This window comes from Paenibacillus sp. 1781tsa1, from assembly GCF_024159265.1.
Classification (GTDB): domain Bacteria; phylum Bacillota; class Bacilli; order Paenibacillales; family Paenibacillaceae; genus Paenibacillus.
The window spans coordinates 3399139-3418684 of the sequence record NZ_JAMYWY010000001.1 but is presented as its reverse complement, the minus strand read 5'-3'; the positions used below and the strand labels follow the sequence as shown (position 1 = coordinate 3418684).

The window sequence follows — 19546 nt, the reverse complement described above, 5'->3', positions numbered from 1 at the left end:
TTACAGAGTGAGTTGGGCCTATTTAGTGCCGTTTAACCTTGAGTTAGGTCGATCATCTTATCAAAGCAATATGAATCTCTGTCATAGCCGTTATGTTCATAAAAAGCATGGGCGTTGGTTCGCTTCATTCCACTACATAAAATAATACTTGATATTCCCCGTTCTTTAGCATAAATTTCAGTCTGTCTTAGTAGTTTTGTACCTATTCCTCTATTTTGCAGCTCCCTTTTAACAGCAAGAGCTTGAATATGTAGATAACCCATTGGAACGCCTACAGATAATGACTGTACAATTGTTACAAAACCGACGACATCATTATCTATTAGTGCGACAAATGTTTTGTAATTCCCTGCCTTATTCATCTCTTCCACAGTCACTCGGAAGTTTGCATCATTAACATTATGAATTTCAAGTACATCATTCCATAAAATAACAACTTCAGCATAATCTTCGGATATAATTTCTCGTATTTTAATATTCATGCTAACCCCCCTCAAGATAAATTAATCGGACAATCTCCCCTATGACTATTGGTGATAAGGTTCTAGTCGCGGTCTGTAATGGCAAGTTATAAGGCCATCCTTTGTGGGGATGACCTATATGATAATCTTAATTTCTCCGTTGTCTTCTTCGTTAACCCCTGCATTTCGCTCATATAAAAGCGTTACTTTTTCTTCACGGGTATCCAGATCTCACCTGAAACATTCCCATGTCGTGCCATTCCATAATACATTTCGAAAGTAGGGCCCTCAATCTGTTCGTATTCAGATGTCGGAAACCACTCAGAATAAATTCGTACCCATAGTTTTTGCATATCACTTTGCGGCTCCGGGAAAACCGCCCACGTTAATGGTGGGACAGCAAGTTTTGTGAATCTCTCCGGAATTTCAAGCCCCTTAGGTACATGATAACAGATCATGTATTTGAAAGATTCTTTCGTATGATCATAAAGGGCAGCGTGTAGCATGGTATCACCAAAACGTCCAAGTAAGTCATTCATATGATCAACGCTGCCATCATCATCGCATTTTATACGGAATTGAGGTACTTCAGTGAACGCTGTTTTCTGGTCTGCATTTATAATTCCATATACTCCAAACATCTCAAAAGAATCTCTTTGCTCAATACGGTAATTCATTTCGACATCCCCTTTTATTGAAATATGAAAGGACATTCGAGGATAGGCTTTTAGCGAAACGCCTGTATCGCGTGCAGATGTAGGCATAATACCATGAAGATTCTTAAAGGCCCGTGCAAACGCCTCTGGCGATTCATATCCATATTTCATAGCTACATCAATAACCTTTGTGCTTGTTGTCTGCAATTCAAATGCCGCCAATGTCAACCGTCGACGTCGAATGTACTCCGATAACGATACCCCAGTAATAAATGGAAACATTCTTTGAAAATGATAGGTAGAGCAAAAGGCTCGCTGTGCTATTTCATCAAATGAAATAGTGTCCGCTAGATTTGTTTCGATATATTCCATGGCCCCATTCATCCTATCCAACCAATCCATCGTAGTAGTCCCTCCCTTCAAGGTAATTTTATGGGAAATAAATAATGAATACCTTGCAATTTCTGCACGAAAAAGTCAGGTGAAAGCTTGCTCTTATATATGATACGGTCACCGGGTCATCACTGGAGTGATCAAGAACAAACTAGACATGAGCGTATTATCTGGAAGTACAACGATAGGACTGGTTTTCCCTGCGAATCTTATTCGTACACTCGCGCAATCCATGTTTCGAAGTATATCGAAAAAGAACTTCCCATTAAGTGATATCATAAATTCTTCCCCACGCATCTCTAATATTGGAATTTCATTCTGAATCTCTCCAACATCGGCTGTTTTGGACAATAGTTTTAATGTGTCTGCATTAGCTACTAGTTTGATCACATGTGCACTTGCCATTACAGTTACACATTCAACCGCTTTTAACAAACATGCTTTATCAACTGAGATTTCACACATATACGATTGAGGAATTACATTCATCATGGATGGGAACGTTCCTTCAATAAGAGCCGACTCCACTTTCAGTCCATTTGTCGTGAAATTAACTCGATTGTTAATCACTTCAATTTCAGTCGTTTCATCTGCTTTATTTAACATTTTCGACAATTCATAGAGATTTTTCGCTGGAATAATAACGTTCACACTGTTGTTGGCAGCATCTTCTAAATTTAAGGCTCGGTATGCAAGCCGCACTCCGTCTGTAGCAATTAGGTTTAGACAATCATTACGGAATTCCAACGAAACTCCTGTTAGTATGGGGCTGGTATCGGACGTTGAAGCTACGATCGCTAGCTGTTTAATAGTTGAACGAAATAAGGCAGTATGTATGCGCATTTTGATAAGAGGGAATGCCTCTCCATGATCCATGGATGGGAACTCTGAAGGATCCATTCCGCATAAACGTAATTGAGAATGACCGGATACAATCAAAAGAATCATTGGCTCTTTAATTTCAAGTCTAACCTTGTCATCATTAAATTTACGAATAATCTCGTGAAAATAACGCGATGGTATAACGATAGCCCCTGTTCTTTTTACAGTCAGAGAAACACCATCTTGCGCAATCATAGACTGTATCGTCATACTTGTATTACTTGCCCTAAAAGTAACGCCATCTGCACCTGCTTGAATATGTATTCCTTGAAGAATAGGTATCGAACTATTTGCTGCTACTGCCTTTATCACATATTGTATGGCATTCATAAGAGAATCTTTTGTTATCTCTACCAGCAAAGACCTCACCTACCTCGAATAAAAAAATTATTTTGTATAGAAGGACTCAATGATGTTACGTATAGCTTCCGAACGAGAAAGTTTATGCTCTGTGCAATGGTTTTCAATTTCCCCCCACATGTCCTCAGTTAGAGTTAAAGATATTTTTTTGGTTACACCTATACTCTTTCTCCCGGAACCTTCTCGCAGGCCGCCTCTCGAAAAGACAAAACCTAACTGGCCTTCTTTATTAGAGACACCAACTTTAATCTTATTGTTGTTCAATATAATAACGCCCCTCTATTTGATTTAGGTAACCTTATTCATATATATATCTTCTCATCTTATCATAGCTCTATATAGATTTACAATATTTTCAAACCATTCACTGACCGATCGGCTGTGAATCATATTCTGTATCATCAAATGGGAAATCTTCTTTTGTGAGACACACGCTTGGGTAGGCTTAAGGTGCTTATAAACCAGGGTAAGGTGTCTAAACCAACCATTTTATTTTCTAACTTTGTGCTGATTAATTATTACCTATGATAAAAAAGAAGCCACTCCGACAAAGGAGTGGTTCTTCTAAGGATGAAGCTTCAATTTATTTATTAGCCACAATTGTAAATTCCCATGGTATATTCTCATTTTCCCAACCACGGTGCTCATCAAATTTCTTTATATTAAAGCCAGTAGTAATAACGGAATTTATTATTTCGCTAAGGGTATACAGCCTAATCGAAACATCTGGAAAGTCCTGTTGTTCATCTTGATCGAAATAATGTTTATATGCTACATCGCCATTATGTAATTCTTCGTCAAAGTAGTTTGCTTGGATAGAGTATTCGATTGGAGTATTAGAGGAAACGAGACATTTTCTTAAAGGATGAAAGTCACTCAGAACCATTACACCATCATCCTTAAGTAACGAGAACAGTAGCGACATGAAATTTTCAATGTCATTGAAATAGTGTAAAATTCCGCCTTCCAAATATAACATGTCAAAATGACCACCATACTTTTCTATATCTATATCATAAATATCAGTAACCACATATTGAATAGACACATTGGCGGCATCTGACAGTTCTAGAGCATATTTTTTATTTTCCTCAGATATATCGAATACAGTTACATCTGCCCCTAACAATGCTATTGGGACTGCTTTTCTTCCGTTTGAACCACAAAGGTTAGCAATCCTTTTCCCGGCAATCTGTTCAAAATACGGCTTATGTTTTTTAAGCTGTGCAAGGGGATTAGCTATTACTCTGTTCAGAAACCTACCGAATTCCTTAGAATAAGAATATTCTCTTGAAGGAACGCATGATTTTTTTCAAGTCCTCTGTTTTTACACCAAACAACTGCGCTGAAAGCATCGTACATATCGTAAAATGGCAGCACTCTTTCCAGAGCCACCATAGGTCGAATCGATTGATAACCTTTAATGAACGGAATCTTTGTTCTCGGATTGACTTTCCAGATATATCGATTAACCTTTGTGAAATCTATTTCCGAGGAACCACTACGAGCGCTCTCAAAATCAATAATGCCAGTAACTTCGTTACCATTCACCAATATATTACCTGGTCTAAAATCCATGTGAACAATGCATGGTCCGTCAGGATGGGGTAAAGCAGAGAAAACTTCATCAAAGTGATGAACACATCTCTCATACAATTCTGAGTCAAGAATTTCTTGACAGGGCTCTTTCCACTTTTCAAAATTACTTCTAATATGTAATCTCCAATCATTTTGGTCAAGGAACTTAAAACCATCGGTTACATGATAACCATACCCAGGGGTTTTAACCTCATGGAGCATAGCATGATACACGCCAATCTGATAAGAAAGTTTCTCATCAATCTCTCCTGTACAAGGCATACCTTCAATTGCTGAAAGCAGCAATGCTCCAGTTGCACTTTCATCCCCATACCAAACGTCCAATATCTTTGGAACAGGTATTACACCCTTTAATTGTTCGAGGATCTCAAATTCACGGAATAGTTTATCCTTATTAAATGGGATTTTCACAAACACGTTTTCTCCACAGACAAGAGTAAGTTTGTATACATCAGAACTGAATGACTCTGGAACATCTTCAATATGTAAGACATTTAACTTTAGTTTTTCTATAACTTTGAGAATGGTATTCATATATCGCCTCCTGTTTTGGAGAATACATGGATCAAAGCAGATTATTCTTATCCATCATTACTGTTCTTTTCGTTTGAAAAACATCTTGCCAAGCATAAGTCCCATAGCAGATGAAATGATCAGATATCCAAAGAACAAGAAAAGTAAATAAACACCATGAAGATCTGCGGGAATCTGTTTTACTCCTTCAAACCATACAAAACGAAAAGGATAAAAGATGACTACCCAAATGATCAGCAAAAAAAGAAGAAAATTAATTATTTTTAGCACAATAACGATCCTTTCAAGTCTGAGTGGAAAAAATTGAATGTACATGCTTCATTTTTCATTTCGCATTACCTTACCACTGCCCGCACTATAATAGTTAGCTTATGTATTGGAGTTGCTATGTTGAATCTATATAAACTACTAAATCTTAATAGGAAACATTAGGGACATTTCTTATTCTTCAGTGAGTATAACAAATAAAGGTAATATAATCACTCAAAATTAACAGCATAAATCGCTACGGCATAAAGAAGCCGTTTCTTTTATCAGAACGGGCTTCTTTTAGCGTTTCGCGATGACAATTTGTATGCTTACTGGACACTGGGTGCATTTTCATCCGTAGTTAAGTTCGTTCTTTTCTTCTTTCTTGGCTGCCCATTCCAGGACAGATATGTCCAAATCCGGAGAACATACTCGACTGGCCCATGGCTAAATTTCTTAAGATATAGCGGACTGAGCCACAATTGAACGCCGTAGACAGCAAGTGCAATCATTGATCCGATAAACACGCCAGCACTTCCAAACAGTCCCAGGCCATATCCATAGAAAATTGTCGTACAGATTACGCTCTGCATCAGATAATTCGTCAGTGAGAGACGTCCGACCGCCTCAAACCTGCACATTAGACATGAACGACGTCTTCCCGCATACAACATTGCAAATGCGTATATGTATCCAAGTGAAAGTAACGCTCCTCCCAGTGTCCCCCCGATACCGATGCCCGGCCAGCCTTCTGCACCGAATTGTGGCGTCAATACGCCGTATGCTTTGAGTATCAAACCAATTGGAATCAATAACGAGGCACGGCGAAGATAGATACGTCGCATCGCCCGGGGATCGCTAAACGTCCCCATTCTGGCAGCATACATGCCGAGCAGGAACATCGGTATCGTCATGAGTGGGGCTAACACCAGAGCTAGCAGGACGTATGACACCTCCAACTCCCCACCGAATGGATCGCCATTGTTGCTAAAATCTCTGATTTCCTGGTATGTGCCGCTACCGTATACATCCTGACTTTGAATGATGTAGTTCTCCATATGAATGGACTCAGCAGCCAGGGGGTTCATCGGATTGGATGCCGGGAGACCAAGTATCCCCGCTCCGATGAGTAGCAGTGACGCCCCAATAAGCAGCGTCTTGGGTTTTCGATTTAGGAACATGAGCAGGAAGAAACCGAGTACGCCATAAAACGTCAGGATATCCCCTTCCCATAGATAGATGATGTGCAGTAGTCCGATTCCAAACAGTAGGAGAAAACGGCGTGCCAGATGACACTTTGGTCGTAAATCTCGTGATTTTAGGCTTTCCGATAGCTTAATCATTCCGAAGCCAAACATAAATGCAAAAATCGGCATAAAACTGCCCACCACAGTGATCATCAGGAATGAGAGGAAAACCTGGTCTGCTCCCCCGATTCCGAACAGTTGGGGTTTACTCTGGCCATATATTCCGTATTGGAAAGCCAGCATATTCGCCAGCACAATGCCGGCCAGACTGAATCCGCGCAGTCCATCAATGAATTGAACGCGCTGTTTGGATGTGCTCAATCAATCACCTCTGTCTATAACATAAAGATCAGATCCTAAATATACGTTAAATCCTTCCATAATTTCAACATAAATTAATAAGCAAACGTATATATTACAATCTGTTATAACGTACCAATAAAACAAAAAAAGTCGCTAAATTTAGCGACTTCAGTTTGCACAACCTTATTGAGTAACAATAATTGGACCATTTTTAGTAAGAATAATCGTATGTTCAATTTGAGCTACATGGCTGTTTTTAGTAGCAAAGGTCCAGCCGTCTCCGGTCTGGAATACTTCTTCTTCTGAAGTTGAGACAAATGGCTCGAATGCAATAACCATGCCTTCTTTTAACAATTCATCATCCGATGGATCATTATAATTGTAGATGTGGTCAGGTGCTTCGTGTATCGCACGTCCAACACCATGTCCTGTAAGGTTTTTAATAACCGTTAGTCCATGCTGTCTGGCCGTTTGGAATACCGCTTTTCCTATTCCACTTTTTTTGGAGCCCGGTTTTGCTTTCTTAAGTCCTGCTTCGAATGCCAGTTTAACAACGTCGCATATTTTCGTTAATACTTCTTCACCTTCGCCTACAACAAACGAAATTCCCGTATCTGCAAAATAGCTGTTCTTGGAGCCAGACACATCAATATTCACGATGTCCCCTTCTTGAATAACCCGCTCTCCCGGAATACCATGTGCCACTTCTTCATTAACACTAATACAAGTAAATCCCGGGAAATTATATTCACTTTTTGGAGCAGACACTGCGCCAGCTTTCTCAAAAAGCTCTCCTGCCAAATCATCAAGTTCTTTAGTTGTTACGCCTGGGATGGTTTTTTGAACCAATTCATCTCGAATAGCACCAACAATTTTTCCGATTTCTTTCAAACCATTAAAGTCTTCTTCTGTTCTTGCGATCATTTTTTCTACCTCACTATCTTTATCATCAATTGATTAATCATATCCAAAGCAGCATAGCTTCGCAACTTTTTTTATCAATATGGGGCTGTAGTTGCTCACTTATCAGTTTCTCTGAACTTGTTGATTATGTCTGTCAGAACTTGAATATCGCCACGGTTAGCAGCATCCAAATGTCATGAGTCACGATCGTCACATAAATTCAGTTTTATAAGAGTGACTAGTCGGTGGAGTTCATCAAAATAGAAAAAACGAAGGTAAATGCCTTCGTTTTTTCTATTATGCTTATTTGGCGAGTGACTGCGAAAAAAGCCTCCAGTGATCCTACGTCCTCTTTAATATCGGAGCCATACGCTCATCTCACCAGCTTGGCGATTCCCCCATAAATAATATGGAATGGCCTTGAAACGTACAGCCTTTCTCTGCTTAATATAAGAACGGTACGGCATCCCGTCTAACCATAAATCGCTGTCGTCAGTCACTAGACCGTCGCCTTCTACGATGACACAACCACCTAGTAGATCTGGATCAGTATACTCCGTTAATTGTGGCCCCGCAGCCAACGCGATTGAAGTGAGCGGTGCTCCATTGTCTGCTTCTTCGATACAATAAACGAGTGGGCCGCGTTGAATGGCTACTTTGCCAGCATCTGCCCGAATGGATGGGTGTGCAGCAATTAACTTTGGCCTAACCGGAAGCAGCCACTCTACTGTATTTCCATCTGACCAACTGCGCTTTATTTTTGCGTACCCATTCTCAACATGAAAGTTTTCCCATTCACCATTTATTTTCAACATTGGCTGTCCGTCCTGGAACCAATTCGGTATACGTAGCGCAAGTTCAAACTCTACAGGTTCGCCTTTCTGAGGAAGCTGAACCGAGAATTCAACATGACCGTTCCAAGGCAGCTCAGAGTGTTGATGTAATGTTATTGTGGTGTCGGCAAGTTGGAAGGAAGCTTTGCTTCCGATATACAAATGAGTATAGATCGTTCTCTCATCTTCTGATATATCGTATATATAATCATCTAACGAACTTATTAACCTTGCAACATTGGGAGGACAACAGGAGCAACCGAACCATTTTTGTCGGACGGGTTTGACGTGATGTTTATCCGGATTTTTAAGACTTGCTTCTGGCCATACCTCAAGTGGATTGACATAGAAGAAATGTTTCCCATCCTTAGACATGCTACCGAGAACATTGTTGTACAGCGCTCGCTCCATAACATCCGCATATTCACTTTTCGCTTCCAATTGAAGCATGCGGCGCGCCCAGAAAATCAAGCCAATGGAAGCGCAGGTCTCTGCGTATACGGAATCATTCGGAAGATCGTAGTCAAACGTAAAAGCTTCCCCGAGATGTGTCGAACCAATGCCGCCGGTAATGTACATTTGTTTGCCTGTTGTATTCGACCAGAGTTGTTCACAGGCCTCCCTCAGCCCGTCGTCACCTGTTAGTCTCGCAAGATCAGCCATCGCTGTGTACATGTAAACTGCCCGAACAGAGTGTCCAACCGCTACTTTTTGCTCACGAACAGGAAGATGAGATTGATACGTTTCCAGATTAGGCGTTCCATGGGACCAGATGTTTGTCCGGTTACCACGTTCCCACTCCTCGATAAAATAATTCGGCTGTTTGCCACGTTCATCTATGAAGAACCGACTAAGATTCAGATAACGCTCTTCACCTGTAATGGTATGCAGTTTGACCAATGCTAACTCAATTTCCTGATGCCCGCAGTAAGCTCTTATCTGTCCGGGCTTGGGTCCGAACATACGATCAATCAGATCAGCGAATCGGCAAGAGATGTCCAGTAATTTACGCTTGCCTGTCGCCTGATAATACGCAACTGCGGCTTCAATTAGATGACCTGCACAATATAGCTCATGCGCTTCGTAAAGATTGGTCCATTGCTTCCCAGGTTCCTGAATTGTGAAATAGGTATTCAGATAACCACTGTCATGTTGAGCTTGAGCGATCAATTCAATAGAATCATCGGCGATCTGCTCCAACCTCGGATCGGGGTGATGACGGAGCGAATAAGCAACGGCTTCCAACCACTTGTAGAGATCACTATCCTGAAATACCCACCCGCCAAACTCTCCTTGCTCCAAGCCAGCAGCAATACGGAAATTTCGAATGGCATGACTAGGTTCAGCATCCTCCACCCTGTCGTTCAGAGCTTCCCATTGATAGGGAATGACTGTTTCTCGTACAAGATCGGAATATGTATTCCAGAATTGGTCTTGAATTACGATTTGCTTTTGTCCCATTATACACACCTCAAAATTATAAAATTTGACTCTTTATAAAGTCGAGTATATGCTTTTTCTTAAAGTGAGAGTAGTAATGGAATGAGCTTTTTTCTATACCAAATGACACTAAAAAATGAGGTTAATTCATTGAATGAAGAATTCATTGTTGCGTTACAAACCCCACCTCTTCCCTATTATTGGGAATCTGGTCGTTCAACGTTCCGTGTAGGTGACCGTCATCCGAATCGAAGAAATTTCGGCCTGTTTGATGTGCTGCTCGTGGTAGATGGAGAACTACATATCGGTGAGAACGGGACGGAATGGACACTTGCTACAGGTGATGCACTAGTATTACTGCCGGAAGGTGAGCATTACTCTTTCAGGCCCTGCGAACAGGAAGCAACGTTTTACTGGGTTCATTTTGAGCATGTGGACTGGCATCAAGGTCCCTTAATAGAAGATTCGGAAGCAGCCATTCTGTTATCGCCATTCGATAAGCCAAAGTCAATACGAATACCTAAGAGAACCACATTGCTAAACCCCCAGCTCGCATTTGATATGATGCAACAGCTTTTGGAACTGCCGGTAGGGGAGTCCTTTTGGGAGAAGCAGCAACTGCTCTTCAGCTTTCTGGCTGTACTCGAAAATGGCATCTCTGACATGGCCAAAACGCCTGCTTCACGACTTGCCGAGAAAGTAGCTGTTTTCATACAGCAACACTACCAGGAAGAGATCACCAATGAAAAACTCTCGTCGGCATTACACTTCCACCCTAGCTACATTGTTCGCTGTATGAAAATGAAATTCGGTGTCACACCTGTTCATTACTTATTACAATTCAGGATGGAGCGTGCCAAGCAGCTGCTAGTTTCGACGGAGTGGTCAATAGATCGTATAGCCGCTGAAGTGGGTTTTAAATATTCCCCTTACTTTTCTACCTGCTTCAAGCGAATTGTTGGAGTACCTCCCCTCCAGTTTCGCAGGAAATATCTTAACTAACTGTTCATGGAGACGCTTATTGCCCACTAAGCAACCCTTCGGCTACTCTTTGTATGGTTTAATGAGAAATCCAAATTAAATAATACAAAAGAAACCAATGAGAGAAGAGAAGTCTCCCATTGGTTTCTTTGTGCATTAATTCCTCTAAGTTATTCTACCTTCTCCAAAAGTCCGATAATAAGGGTAATCGCCTCCGCCCGAGTAGCTGTCTGTGTCGGTGCAAAACGATTGCCGCCCACACCGCCTACCAGTCCGGCTTCTACAGCAGAAGCTACATACGAAACTGCCCATGCCGGAACATCCTTGGCATCTTTGAAGTTTAGTTTCGCATTAGAATCCGTAGCGATTCCGCCTGCACGTACGATCATGGCGACCATCTCTGATCGGTTTAGTGTTTTACCTGGTCCGAAAGATCCATTGGTGTAACCATTGACAATGCCCAAGGATGCAGCTGCTGCAATATAAGGTTTGGACCAAGATGGTATCTTGTTTTCATCGGTATATTGAACATTATTGTTTACGTTATTCAGATTTAATGCGCGACCCAGCATTGTGATGAATTCGGCACGTGTAATCTTCTGATTCGGACGGAATGTATCATCGCCATAACCATTCACGAATCCAGCTGCAAGTGCCTTATCAATGGCAGATTTGGCCCAGTGCCCAGTCGTATCTTTAATTGGTGGTGTATTTTCACTATTACTATTATGGTTTGATCCTGTCCCTGTCCCATTTCCGGGATTGTTTCCGTTGCCAGTACCGTTGTCGGGACGGTTATCGGTTGCCGTACCTTCAGCGTTTTCTGAGGAGTTATTCCCGCTGCTTGACCCATTACCTGGACCGGGGTTCGATGTGCCTGGATTAGATGTACCCGGATCTGGAATCGTAGTCTCTGTTTTCTTCATAATGCCAAACTGATCGATGATGAACGGAGTGGCCCCATTCACATTCTGATCAATTTCATACGTTATCGCTGTCAATTTGCTACCATCTATTGTAATACCCACAAAGTTTTGGACCTGACTACGTTTTGGACGGCGGTTGTCACTTGGGTCCGGACCATATTGTGCCGCATGATTTTCTTCCGCGCGTTCAAAAAGACTGTAGTAAGTTTCCCCCAGGCTTGTGCTTTGATTTTTGTAATATACTTTTGGACCTGCTGTTGCCGGAATCAGATAGATCGTGCCATCCGGATTCACAGAGTACTCCATCTTCTGTCCATTTAGCATTTCCGTGATCATTGCTGGTTGACGTGAGTTCCCCTTCTGATCAATCGGTTTCGTACGTGCATAGATATGGTCATGCCCCTGAAGAACAAAATCAATGTCGAGTTCCGCCATGATCGGAGCAATCTTGGAGCGTACTCCATTCACTCCCATAATGTCAGAGTCTGTTGCATGATTAGATGTTGTGTATGGGCCTTTGTGAATATTGACGATGATCCATTCGGCTCCCTTTTTCTTGGCAGCCTGAACATCTTCCTTCAGCCACTTGACTTGCTCTAGAGAAAAGTTATCATACTCCGTTGAATCTTCATTGGAATTCAGTACAACAAAATGCGCATTGCTATAGTCGTACGAATAATAAGCTCCAGTTTCTGTTGCAGAATTCACCGGAGGCTGTACATTAAAATGATCAATGAAAGCATAGTTTTCGTCCTCATGATTCCCGGAGGAAGGCACAATGGTTGTATTCAATAGGCTCTGCTGTGAGTGTCCGAGCAGCCAGTTCCATTGTTCTTCTTTGACACCTTTATCAACAATATCACCGTTATGCACTACGAACTGAGCATCGGGTACTGTAGCCAGTGCTTTGGCCAACGTCTCGGAAGAAAGAATAGCCTCATCTTCTTCTTTCGCTTGCGTATCCGCCAGATCAATGAAGGTGAATTTGCCTTTTGCCGGTGCTGTACGGAACGTACCTGTAGCACTCCATACTTGCTTGGAAGCGTCGCCTACACGGAAGAAATAGTTCGTATTTGCTTTCAAATCTGTCGCTTCTGCTTTGTGCATCCGCTCGATTGCAGCATTGGCAGGCTGAGCAGAACGTCCTTCAAACCATTTGGCTTGTGTGAAATCAGGTGTTGCTGATGTTTTCTCCACGACTTGAAGGTCACTTTGCACTAGTTTATCCGATGTATACCATGTAAAACCTTTGCTCTTGGTCGGATCTCCATGGAACGTTACCGTTATTTTGTTGATCTGTTCTGGATCGGGAACCGTATTCGTTTCTTTGAGAATTCCGAATTGATCTACAATGAACGGCACTCCGTTATTGGTATGTTGGTCAACCTCATACGTTACAGCAGTAAGTTTGTCGCCATCGATTGTGAATGAAACAAAATTCTGAACCTGGCCTCTGGCTGTGCTTGTAGTATCACCATACTGCCTTGCATGATTCTCTTCAGCACGCTCGAACAAGCTGAAATATGCTTCACCTAGTTCTGGCTTTTGGTTCTTAAAATATACTTTTGCCCCTGCGGTAGCTGGAATCATATAGATCGTTCCATCAGGCTTCACTGCGTATTCGATACGCTGTCCGTTCAGAGTCTCCTTAATTTTGGACACGTCTTCAGCCGTGCCATCGCTTTTTATGGGCTTTGTCCGTGCATAGATATGGTCATGTCCTTGAAGAACCAAATCGATGCCCAGTTCATTCATCAACGGAGCAATTTTATTTCGTACACCGTTTGCACCGATAATATCGCTGTCTGTGGCGTGATTGGATGTCGTATACGGCCCTTTATGAATGTTGACGATGATCCACTCTGCTCCGGCAGCTTTTGCCTCTTCCACATCCTGCTTCATCCATGCCACTTGCTCGTTGGAGAAGTTCGCGTATTCCGTGGAATTTTCGTTGGAGTTCAGTACGATAAAATGAGCTTTGCTGTAATCATAAGAATAGTAAGCACCTGTTACTGTTGCAGCATTGTCTGGTTGCTTCAGGTTAAAGTGCTCGTAGAACGCATAATTCTTGTTCTCATGATTACCCGCGGATGGTGCAATGGTCGTGTTCATCAGACTGGATTGGGAGTGACCAAGCAACCAGTTCCATTCCTGCTCTGACGTTCCATTTTCTACAACATCCCCATTATGAACAACAAACGCAGCATCTGGAACCTGGGTCAACGCTTTGGAGAGCGTAGAGCCAGATAGAATAGCCTCATCCTCTTCCTTAGCTTGGGTATCCGTCAGGTCAATAAACGTAAAGGCTCCGTTCGTGGGAGCTGTTTTGAATGTGCCAACCTCACTCCAAACGCCCAGATCTTGATCGCCAACGCGAAAATAATAGGAGGTATCCGGAATAAGATCTGTTGCTTCCGCCTTATGCACCATCTCTCCCGGAGAGTTGGAAGCCACGGACGAGCGCCCGTTGAAGCTTTGGGCCTGACTGAAGTCAACAGCCGTTCCTTGGTTCGGCACCACTTGAACAGTGCTTTGTGTGGATGCAAGAGGTGTATACCAAGTGAAGCCTTTACTCGTTGTTGCATCACCATAGAAGGTAACTGTTACTTTACTGATATCCAGTGATGGCGCTTCCGCCAACGCTTTAAGTTCCATATCAAAATACAAATCTGAGCTGCTATCGCTTTGTTGATGAACTTCGACCGCAATTTCGTTGTTGCCATCGTGCAGGTAGGCTTTCAGCGGTTCGGTCAGATCTATGTCCTCATACATTACAGGCAAGTCCTGACTGGATGTTGCTTTGGTCTGGTACTGAATGTCACCCTCAGGCATGCCAAAGCGACGTACTTCCACACCGTTTACATAGATAACTGCCCCATCATCAATCCCGAATGTACCGAGAATTTGTCCATAGCCATCAATTTCATCCTTATTAACGGTTAGGTTTGTTCTTAAATAGGTCGTGCGGTATTTTAACTTTTTATCTTCACCATAGCTCACTTCCGTTTTGAGAGGCCCGAAATAGGAAGTGCTTATACCGTTACCGTTATCCTTGTAGCCAAACGGGGCGGGTCCAAATTCCCATGATGAATCATCGTATGAAGTACGCCATTGCGATTCCAGATTCTGCCCTTGATCGAAGTATCTCCAATTGGCATTGCGTTCTAACAGAATGTCAGGGTCAGATAACGATGCGGCTTGAGCGGAATTTACTCCCCCAATACCCGCGAACCATCCGAATATCAAAGAAAGCGATAACAGGATGGGTAACATCTTTTTGTAGAAGTGACTGATCATAATTCTCTCCCTTGTCTGTTTAATAGATTGGCTTATGTAATTCCAAACAGAACTAGCATAACAAGACGAAATCAAGGGTCCATTACCTGAATGTAAAACTTATGTAAAAAATTACATTTTACTAAGTTCATATAAGATTTAGTTGTTACAATTAGAGAGACAGAATCAATCTATTTGTTCAAAACTATAATATATATTTCATGGGTAATAAGCTTAACTGATCGAATTGAATTCTTACATAAAATAGTTGAGTTGGGTAACACTACAAACAAATTCTCCAGTTTGGAGTGAAGCCTGTGAGGACATCCGCATCAACAATCAGTACCTCTGAAGTAATAATTGTAGTTATTAACTCAATCCTTGGTGCAGGAATACTAACGCTTCCTCGTACGATTAGCAAGGCGGTAAAAACACCAGATGTATGGATCTCCGTCATTCTGGCTGGCCTGGTCGTAACCATAATCAGCCTGCTTCTTGTAACTTTATGTCGTCGATTTCCCGGTAAAACCGTGTTCGAGTTTATTCCTGAGATCACAGGAAAATGGATTTCTTATCTATTAGGACTTTTAATTATCGTATATTTTATTGTTCTATGTTCATTCGAAGTCAGAGTCATGGCTGAAATTACAAGTATGTACATCCTTGAGCGTACCCCTAGTTGGGTCACGATTATGGTCAGTTTGTGGATTGGTATTTACATGCTAACGGGTGGTCTTAAGGTCATCATCCGTGTCTTTTCAATCGTTCTGCCCGTTACGCTGGTGTTGCTCGCGTTGGTGTTCCTTTTAAGTACTAAAATGTTTGATATCAATAATCTCAGACCGGTTCTGGGTGAGGGGATCATGCCTGTATTAAAGGGACTTAAGCCTTCATGTCTATCCTACTCCGGATATGAAGTTTTGCTCATCGTCACAGCTTACATGACAGACGTAAAGGCAAGTAATAAGACTGCTATTTTCAGCATACTTATATGTACGATTATATATATGGTAACCATTGTTACAGTCGTGGGAAATTTATCATTGTCGGGTGTTGAGACACGGATGTGGCCAACGTTTGATATGGTTCGAAGTTTTGAAATTGAGGGATTTTTATTTGAGCGTTATGAATCGCTTTTCATCGTATTTTGGCTGATGCAAATTTTCGCAACCTATGCCTTTAAGCACTATTTTGCATCCATTGGTATTCGAGATTTGTTTCGTCTCAAAAAGATTACCGGAATACAATTTGCGATGTTACCCGTGCTTTATTTGATTGCTTACTTGCCTAAAAACCTGGAGGAAACGTTAGCATTGGGTGATTTTCTCGGTAATATGTCCATTTTTTTATTTGGTTTGTTACCACTGCTGCTGCTAATTCTTAGCTTTATTCGTAAAAAAGGCGGGAAGCAAGCTGCTAGTGGAGACCTTAAGGTTGGTTGAGTGTTGAGTTGTTGCTCAGGAGCACCTTTTCGCTCTTCTGGCTCCAGTAGCATAATGCATTGCGTAATCAGTACAAAAAAGCAAAAAAAGCCGCTAAAATAGCGACTTTCAATGGAAACATATTTTTCATCATTTACATGCAGACAGCAATAGACTGATATCTATCTATTTATTGAAAGTAACTTTCTCTGAACTGCCTTCAAAAAAGATTGAAGTGTCCCTTGGCTTCGATTCTGCAATTTTACGACCGCCTCTGAAGGAATAAAGCACGCCAGCTTGTTTGCGAACAGCCTCATATTCGTTCTCTGCTTCAAGTACGATGAAGTTAGCAGGTTTGCCTTCTTCAATACCGTATACATCCTCGATGTGTAACGTTCTTGCGCTGTTTTTGGTAATGAGGTCAATCGAATTCACGATTTGGTCGTAACCAAGCAGCTGCGATGCATGAATCCCCATGTGCAGCACTTGCAGCATGTTACCTGTACCCAGCGGATACCACGGATCGAAAATGTCATCGTGACCAAAGCACACATTCAGACCCGCTTCCTGCAACTCTTTGACCCGAGTCAGTCCTCTTCTCTTCGGATACGTATCGAAACGTCCCTGCAAGTGAATGTTGACTAGCGGATTGGAGACAAAATTCAAATTAGCCATTTTAAGCAGACGGAATAATTTGTACGTATAAGCGTCATTATATGACCCCATTGCTGTTGTGTGGCTTGCCGTTGTGCGTGAGCCCAGTCCACGTTCGTAGGCTTCCTTGGCAACAACTTCTACGAAACGAGATTGCTCGTCATCGATTTCATCACAATGGATGTCGATCAGACGATCGTATTTTTCGGCCAGATCAAACGCAACTTTCATGGAATCAACGCCATATTCCCGGGTGAATTCGAAGTGTGGAATGCCACCGACCACGTCAACGCCCATTTTCAGTGACTCTTCCAGCAATTCTGCACCGTTTGGATAAGAGTGGATGCCTTCCTGTGGGAAAGCAACAAGCTGAATGTCCATATATGGAGCCATTTCTTCTTTGACTTCAAGCATCGCTTTAGCTGCGATCAAGCTTGGATCGGTAACGTCCACATGAGTCCGTACATGTTGGATGCCCTGTGCCAATTGCCACTTTAATGCTGTTTTGGAACGTGTTTTGACATCCTCATGTGTCAAGAAAGCCTTGCGCTCTGACCAGCGCTGGATACCTTCGAACAGTGTCCCGCTGAGATTCCATTCCGGTTCACCTGCTGTGAGCGTTGTATCGAGATGAATATGAGGTTCAATGAATGGTGGCAGGACCAGCGATCCGTTGACATCGAGGATCTCTTCATTGTCGTTCACCTCCTGCGACTGCGTGATTCGGTCAAACTTCCCGTCTTTCACAACAATATTCCATAGTCCTTCTTTACCCCGCAATTTTGCGTTCTGTATAATCATTTGTTTTCCCCATTTCTTTGGAATCTTTGGCAGGAACAATTAACATCAAGACGATATAGGCTACTGCTGTACCAAGTAGTGCGTTCAGTGGTGTTACGCCAGGAGCCAGTTGGGCGAATGCCACGCCTATGGCCCAAGCGACCATCGCTACCCAGTTTACATTTTTGAACGACATGTCAGCAAATGGCTTATAGTTTCTACGTTTCACAATGAAGTAATCTGCAATAATAATAGCTCCGATGGATGGTACCGCCGCGCCCAGTACGTTAAGGAAACTGACGAAGTTGTTGTACATCCACATGGCGAATACAGTACCGACGATGCCGTTAACAACGACGAAGAATTTCTTTGAAATTTTGGTGATGTTGGCAAAACCAAGACCTGAAGCGTACAGTGCATTATCATTCGTCGTCCAAATATTCAAGCCCAGAACGATGATCGCCGGGATGATCAATCCTTGCAGGAACATGACCTCCGAGATATCAGCCAGGTTATAGGCCATTGCGCCAACTGCTCCGAACAGAAACATAAGTGAGTTACCCAAGAAGAAAGCAATAACGGTTGCGGTAACTGCCTGTTTGGATGTACGGGAGAACCGGGCAAAATCGGGTGTCAGTGTTCCGCCACTGATGAATGATCCGATACAGATCGTTAATGCGGCCGCCGCAGTAAGTGACTGTGTCGGCGTGTATTCAAGCAACCCCTGCAAACCTCCCAGCGAACCTGCACCTTCGAACATGGAGTATCCACCGAGAATGGCAATTGCAGGAACTGCGATATAACCGAGAATGACGAGTGACTTCATACCGAAGATGGCGGATGCCGTCATGGCAAGTCCAAACACAATGATCAACAGATACACGTTCCAATCCATGGCTTTGGCGACCGGAATCGCGAACATGGCTACGCCGACTCCGAACCATCCGACCTGTGTGAAGCCTAGAAGGAACGAAGGCAGATACGATCCTTTTGCACCGAATGCATACTTAGCGAGCAAATGTGTGGACAAGCCTGTTTTGGCAGCGATATGCGCCAGTGCCCCTGTATAGATACCAAGCACCAGATTACCTGCAAGCACGATGCCAATGAACTCCATGAACGTCAAGCTGACGCCCAACGTGCCTCCTGCCAGCATGCTTGCTGAGAAAAATGTAAAACCGAGCATGACGGATAACGTCTTCCAAAAGTTGTTTCTTTGTCCTTTCGGCACAGCTTGCCATGAAAACTCTTGATCTTGTTTGCTCATCAGAATACCCCCAACGTAAAGTGTATCTGATACCAAAAAAAGCAGAAAAAAGAGGCTACTCGTCAAGTTATATACCGACAAGTAGCCTCTTTTTGCATCATAACCCGCGCGAAGACACAGAGCATCCCATGACGGGATATGCCCTGATTCTCGCGAGATTATGAAATCCGCTGCCCTTGCCAGCCTCTCTGGACTGAATTAAAGGTACCAGTATTCAATTACATACTATTATTTTGGAAAAACCTGCAGTTGTCAATGTCATTATTATCCAAAGGTTATTAATCCCTTATACAGCAAGTTATTTTTTTGTAGCAATCACCTCTCGGCTTTCGCCCCACCGAATCGGTATAACAACTGATCATTCATGGCAGACCTTGGATG

General features: G+C 42.5%; 14 protein-coding genes. 2 read left to right on the top strand and 12 right to left on the bottom strand.

Going from position 1 to position 19546, the window contains the following annotated elements; genetic code table 11:
• Positions 1-32: 32 nt before the first annotated feature.
• The 9 genes from NKT06_RS15175 to NKT06_RS15135 all read right to left on the bottom strand — a co-directional run bounded on the left by NKT06_RS15175 (position 33) and on the right by NKT06_RS15135 (position 9881).
• The gene (locus tag NKT06_RS15175; protein WP_253435881.1) at positions 33-482 is read right to left on the bottom strand and encodes a GNAT family N-acetyltransferase; all 450 of its coding nucleotides are present in this window, start codon (positions 480-482) and stop codon (positions 33-35) included.
• A 182-nt stretch (positions 483-664) separates the two neighbouring features.
• Complete coding sequence (locus NKT06_RS15170; RefSeq protein WP_253435878.1) at positions 665-1519, bottom strand: AraC family transcriptional regulator; 855 nt, start codon at positions 1517-1519, stop codon at positions 665-667.
• A gap of 108 nt (positions 1520-1627) precedes the next feature.
• Positions 1628-2752 carry a DNA polymerase III subunit beta gene (dnaN, locus tag NKT06_RS15165; protein ID WP_253435875.1) on the bottom strand — a complete coding sequence of 375 codons (1125 nt, stop codon included), beginning with the start codon at positions 2750-2752 and terminating at the stop codon, positions 1628-1630.
• A 27-nt stretch (positions 2753-2779) separates the two neighbouring features.
• Positions 2780-3016: a ribbon-helix-helix protein, CopG family gene (locus NKT06_RS15160; protein ID WP_253435871.1), complete on the bottom strand. Its 237-nt coding sequence runs from the start codon at positions 3014-3016 to the stop codon at positions 2780-2782.
• Between the two features lie 319 nt (positions 3017-3335).
• Complete coding sequence (locus NKT06_RS15155) at positions 3336-3944, bottom strand: class I SAM-dependent methyltransferase (protein ID WP_367399895.1); 609 nt, start codon at positions 3942-3944, stop codon at positions 3336-3338.
• 59 nt (positions 3945-4003) lie between these two features.
• A complete protein-coding gene (locus NKT06_RS15150; RefSeq protein ID WP_253435865.1) occupies positions 4004-4885 on the bottom strand; it encodes a phosphotransferase family protein in 882 nt (293 codons plus the stop codon).
• 578 nt (positions 4886-5463) lie between these two features.
• Positions 5464-6702 (bottom strand): DUF418 domain-containing protein, encoded by a 1239-nt coding sequence (locus NKT06_RS15145; RefSeq protein WP_253435862.1) that lies wholly within the window; start codon positions 6700-6702, stop codon positions 5464-5466.
• Positions 6703-6867: 165 nt separating this feature from the next.
• Complete coding sequence (gene map / locus NKT06_RS15140; RefSeq protein ID WP_253435859.1) at positions 6868-7608, bottom strand: type I methionyl aminopeptidase; 741 nt, start codon at positions 7606-7608, stop codon at positions 6868-6870.
• Between the two features lie 332 nt (positions 7609-7940).
• On the bottom strand, positions 7941-9881 hold the full coding sequence (locus tag NKT06_RS15135; protein WP_253435855.1) for a glycoside hydrolase family 127 protein: 1941 nt from the start codon (positions 9879-9881) through the stop codon (positions 7941-7943).
• Positions 9882-10010: 129 nt separating this feature from the next.
• Between NKT06_RS15135 and NKT06_RS15130 the strand changes: the two genes are divergently transcribed.
• Positions 10011-10862, top strand: a complete 852-nt coding sequence (locus NKT06_RS15130; RefSeq protein WP_253435853.1) for an AraC family transcriptional regulator — start codon at positions 10011-10013, stop codon at positions 10860-10862.
• A gap of 149 nt (positions 10863-11011) precedes the next feature.
• Here the strand turns inward: NKT06_RS15130 and NKT06_RS15125 are convergent, their stop codons facing one another.
• Positions 11012-15064, bottom strand: coding sequence for an S-layer homology domain-containing protein (locus NKT06_RS15125; protein WP_253435848.1), 4053 nt, complete (start codon positions 15062-15064; stop codon positions 11012-11014).
• A gap of 296 nt (positions 15065-15360) precedes the next feature.
• On the opposite strand from NKT06_RS15125, the gene NKT06_RS15120 reads away from it, so the two are divergent.
• Positions 15361-16485, top strand: a complete 1125-nt coding sequence (locus NKT06_RS15120) for a GerAB/ArcD/ProY family transporter (RefSeq protein WP_253435845.1) — start codon at positions 15361-15363, stop codon at positions 16483-16485.
• Between the two features lie 165 nt (positions 16486-16650).
• On the opposite strand, the gene NKT06_RS15115 is transcribed toward NKT06_RS15120, so the two are convergent.
• Both NKT06_RS15115 and codB read right to left on the bottom strand, forming a co-directional pair.
• The gene (locus NKT06_RS15115; RefSeq protein WP_253435842.1) at positions 16651-17919 is read right to left on the bottom strand and encodes a cytosine deaminase; all 1269 of its coding nucleotides are present in this window, start codon (positions 17917-17919) and stop codon (positions 16651-16653) included.
• Entirely contained in the window at positions 17888-19165 is a 1278-nt protein-coding gene (gene codB / locus NKT06_RS15110; RefSeq protein ID WP_253435839.1) for a cytosine permease, read from the bottom strand. Before codB ends, NKT06_RS15115 begins: the two co-directional genes overlap by 32 nt.
• Between the last annotated feature and the right edge of the window lie 381 nt (positions 19166-19546).

Coding starts and splice junctions, on each gene's coding strand:
- NKT06_RS15175 (WP_253435881.1), bottom strand. CDS start 482: ATGAATATTAAAATACGAGAAATTATATCCGAAGATTATGCTGAAGTT.
- NKT06_RS15170 (WP_253435878.1), bottom strand. CDS start 1,519: ATGGATTGGTTGGATAGGATGAATGGGGCCATGGAATATATCGAAACA.
- NKT06_RS15150 (WP_253435865.1), bottom strand. CDS start 4,885: ATGAATACCATTCTCAAAGTTATAGAAAAACTAAAGTTAAATGTCTTA.
- map (WP_253435859.1), bottom strand. CDS start 7,608: ATGATCGCAAGAACAGAAGAAGACTTTAATGGTTTGAAAGAAATCGGA.
- NKT06_RS15135 (WP_253435855.1), bottom strand. CDS start 9,881: ATGGGACAAAAGCAAATCGTAATTCAAGACCAATTCTGGAATACATAT.
- NKT06_RS15125 (WP_253435848.1), bottom strand. CDS start 15,064: ATGATCAGTCACTTCTACAAAAAGATGTTACCCATCCTGTTATCGCTT.
- NKT06_RS15115 (WP_253435842.1), bottom strand. CDS start 17,919: ATGATTATACAGAACGCAAAATTGCGGGGTAAAGAAGGACTATGGAAT.
- codB (WP_253435839.1), bottom strand. CDS start 19,165: ATGAGCAAACAAGATCAAGAGTTTTCATGGCAAGCTGTGCCGAAAGGA.